We start from the raw sequence: 2,986 nt of genomic DNA, 5'->3' as shown, positions 1-2,986 counted from the left end.
TACAAGCAATAGATACTATTGCCAAACTCCATATTTTCTACATAATACTTGCACACAAATCAATAAATTTCAAGCCATGCTTGATAATGCCAAGCCCACCCCTTATATCTTTGATATGCAAATACAAACATATAATATTGGCTTAATCAAGGCTTATAAAAAGGATAAAGAAGGCAAGTTCATTGATGATAAAGATAGCTTGTCAAATTCACAAAATGAGATTTACACCATAGATTTAGAGCAAGAAATAATGCTTAAAGCCTTTGTTTATGAGGAGCAAAAGATTTATGTGGCACAAGATGAAGTTAAAGACAAAAATAAACAAATAAAACAAAATCACGCCTTACAGTGGGGTAATATCACTAAAACAATCAAATTTATCGACAAGGATGACGCACAAAATATCAAATGGGCTTTTAAGCTCTCAAATTATGACAATATCGCATTAAATACATCGCTTCAAAAAGATGAAAAAGGCTTTATTGGGCTTAAGCAAAGTGGGGCTAGTATTAAATTTGCATTAAAAGACATTCTTAAAGATGAAGTAAAAGTAAAGAATTTAGTCAATAAAACAATCACATTTTTTGCGTATGAGGAAGCTGCTGGAATAAACAAAAACACAAGCGACAACAAAAAAGCAAGTAATATTTATGATAGTAAACTAGATAAAACTCGCAAAGAAGTAAAAGTAGGCATTGATAATGCTTATGCACAATACCTTGTATCAAATTATGAGGATGATTGGGATGAGAGGCAAATTCAAGCTGACAGTATAAGTTCTGTAACTTTAAAAATCATTCAAGCACGTTTTAGCTTAGAATTTGATGGGCAAAGTTTGCTATTTTTAGAAAATGAGAGGATTGTTGGGGAGTGGAATGCAAGTAGCACAAACAAATTAGAAAAAAATAACACAGTCAAAGTAACTTATGACAGCAATAAGCTCAATTTAAAAGGCATAGATTGTAAATTCAAAGACGAACTTTGTTATTTGTTTCGCTCTTTTAATATTATAGAAAATATTGTGATTCCATTAAATGTCAACTACCAAAAACGTATTTTAATCTTAATTGAAAGATTCAAAGAAACTACCGAAGCTACACTTGCTAGAATGAATATTTATATAGATGGTAAAAGAGTAAAACAAGATGGAAGCATTGAAAACGAAAAAGGCATAAAATCCATAGATGATGAAACCTTTCCTTATGCTTATATACTTGATAGACCTGGACCTGACTGTATTAAAAGTGGGATAAATTTAAGAATACCTGATGGAAGATATGAGGCACAGTGGCATAATTATGGGATAAGAATCAATACGATTCAGATTCATAATAGATTTGTTTCGCTTGGTAGAAGCATACTTATTCACGATGGCAACACTCCAAAAGATTCTGAGGGCTGTATGCTTATCAATGATTATTTTATGGATAATATGGACAATATTATATTTCAAAACCAACAAGAGAGCAAAACAAAAGAGCAGAGATTGGCAAAGTCTTTAAAGAAAGATTTTACAAAAGAAATACTTGGCACAAGCATAAAAGATATAAGTGGCTTTGTTAAAGAGTATGTTGAGGTGAGGATTAGGAATAAATTTAACCCAACACAACGCACAACAAAAGATATAGTCAAAATTTATAATAAAAACGGAACCCATCTTTTTAGCCTTGAAAGAAATAATATAGAAAAATATGAGTTAAAAGTGAGAGAACTTTATGAGATTAAAGGCATCCAGTGGTTTGAAACGAGTGCTGATAATTATCATAAACTATTATATGTAAATGAAAAGTTAAAAGACAAGCAAGAATGTCAAAGCTTGGGTGTTTTATATTTTACTTGGAAAGAGGTGGTGGAGTTTGCTCGTGAAAACAACGGCGATTTGCATTGGCACGATATACTTTTTATGACAGCCTTATCGGATAAGCTCAATTATATTAGAAAGATGCCTTATGATTGGAAAAATGCAAAAAACGGAGCTGATGACTATATCTTAGTCTCAATGGAAGGTATTCCTTACTGGGCTGATGCTGTTGGGCAAATACCTTTTGCCATAGATACCTATAAAATGTTTTATCGCCAATACGGTGATAAACAAAAAGCAAGAAATGGTGTAATCAAACTTGGCAATGTTTTTGCTGATGGTTCTATATTCAACCCAGATTATTCAAATTCTTACGATAATGCAATGATTTTGCGTGGCATAAATTGGGCACAAAAGAGATATTATAAGCCAACTATGGGCGATTGTTTTAATGAAGTTTCTATAAAAAATTGTGGCTATAAAACACTAAAAATTACAAATCATTCAATAGATGAGTTGGCAAAGGATTCAAGTGGAAAAAATATTATATAAAATTTGTAACATAATTTTTGCTAGTTTGTGTTTTGTCATTGTGATTGTAAGCACAAGATTCATACCATTTGAATCAAATCACCATTCCATTATATATGATATTTTGACGATATGTTGCGGATTTGTTAGTGCGGTTATTTTTGTCAGCTATGATAAGCACTACAAAGGTGCGTGTTATGTAATTATAATATTTTTGATATATTTTTTGATTTTCAAGGTGCCATTATATGCTATTTTTAGTGCGATATGTGCTCTTGTGGCACAATTTTTAATAATGCGCTTAAAAAGCATCAAAATTCAAGTATCTATTTTTTGTATTGATATGCTTACGCTTTGTATTATGTACATAGTGACATATAGCAATGATTATGCAAAGTTGATTTTTCTTATAGAGTTTGTGTTTTGGTGGCATATATGCTGGAGTGTTGTATTATTTATAATGCTTAAAGTAGCTAGATTTTGCTGTGTGTTTGGCGATGATAAATGATGCAAGTTCAAATGGAATGTGAAAACATGAAAGATTTAAATAAAATTTTATATTATTATGTCTATGACTTGGTTTATAGGCTATTTTTTAGCCAATATAATTTTAGAACTTTGCCTTGATGTGATAAATTTTATAATGCAAGAGGA

At 30.9% G+C, this 2,986-nt stretch carries 2 protein-coding genes; both read left to right on the top strand.

Going from position 1 to position 2,986, the window contains the following annotated elements; translation table 11 throughout:
- Positions 1-2,353 (top strand): DUF5675 family protein (locus DMC01_RS13975; protein WP_221887163.1); only part of this gene is annotated, 2,353 nt, incomplete at its 5' end.
- Positions 2,334-2,840, top strand: coding sequence for a hypothetical protein (locus DMC01_RS12160; protein ID WP_142694450.1), 507 nt, complete (start codon positions 2,334-2,336; stop codon positions 2,838-2,840). The genes DMC01_RS13975 and DMC01_RS12160, both read left to right, overlap by 20 nt.
- Positions 2,841-2,986: the final 146 nt, after the last annotated feature.

Source organism: Campylobacter troglodytis, from assembly GCF_006864425.1.
In the GTDB taxonomy this organism is placed as follows: Bacteria; Campylobacterota; Campylobacteria; order Campylobacterales; family Campylobacteraceae; genus Campylobacter_D; species Campylobacter_D troglodytis.
Note: the sequence above shows the minus strand (reverse complement) of the source record. Positions and strands in the feature narration are given on the sequence as shown.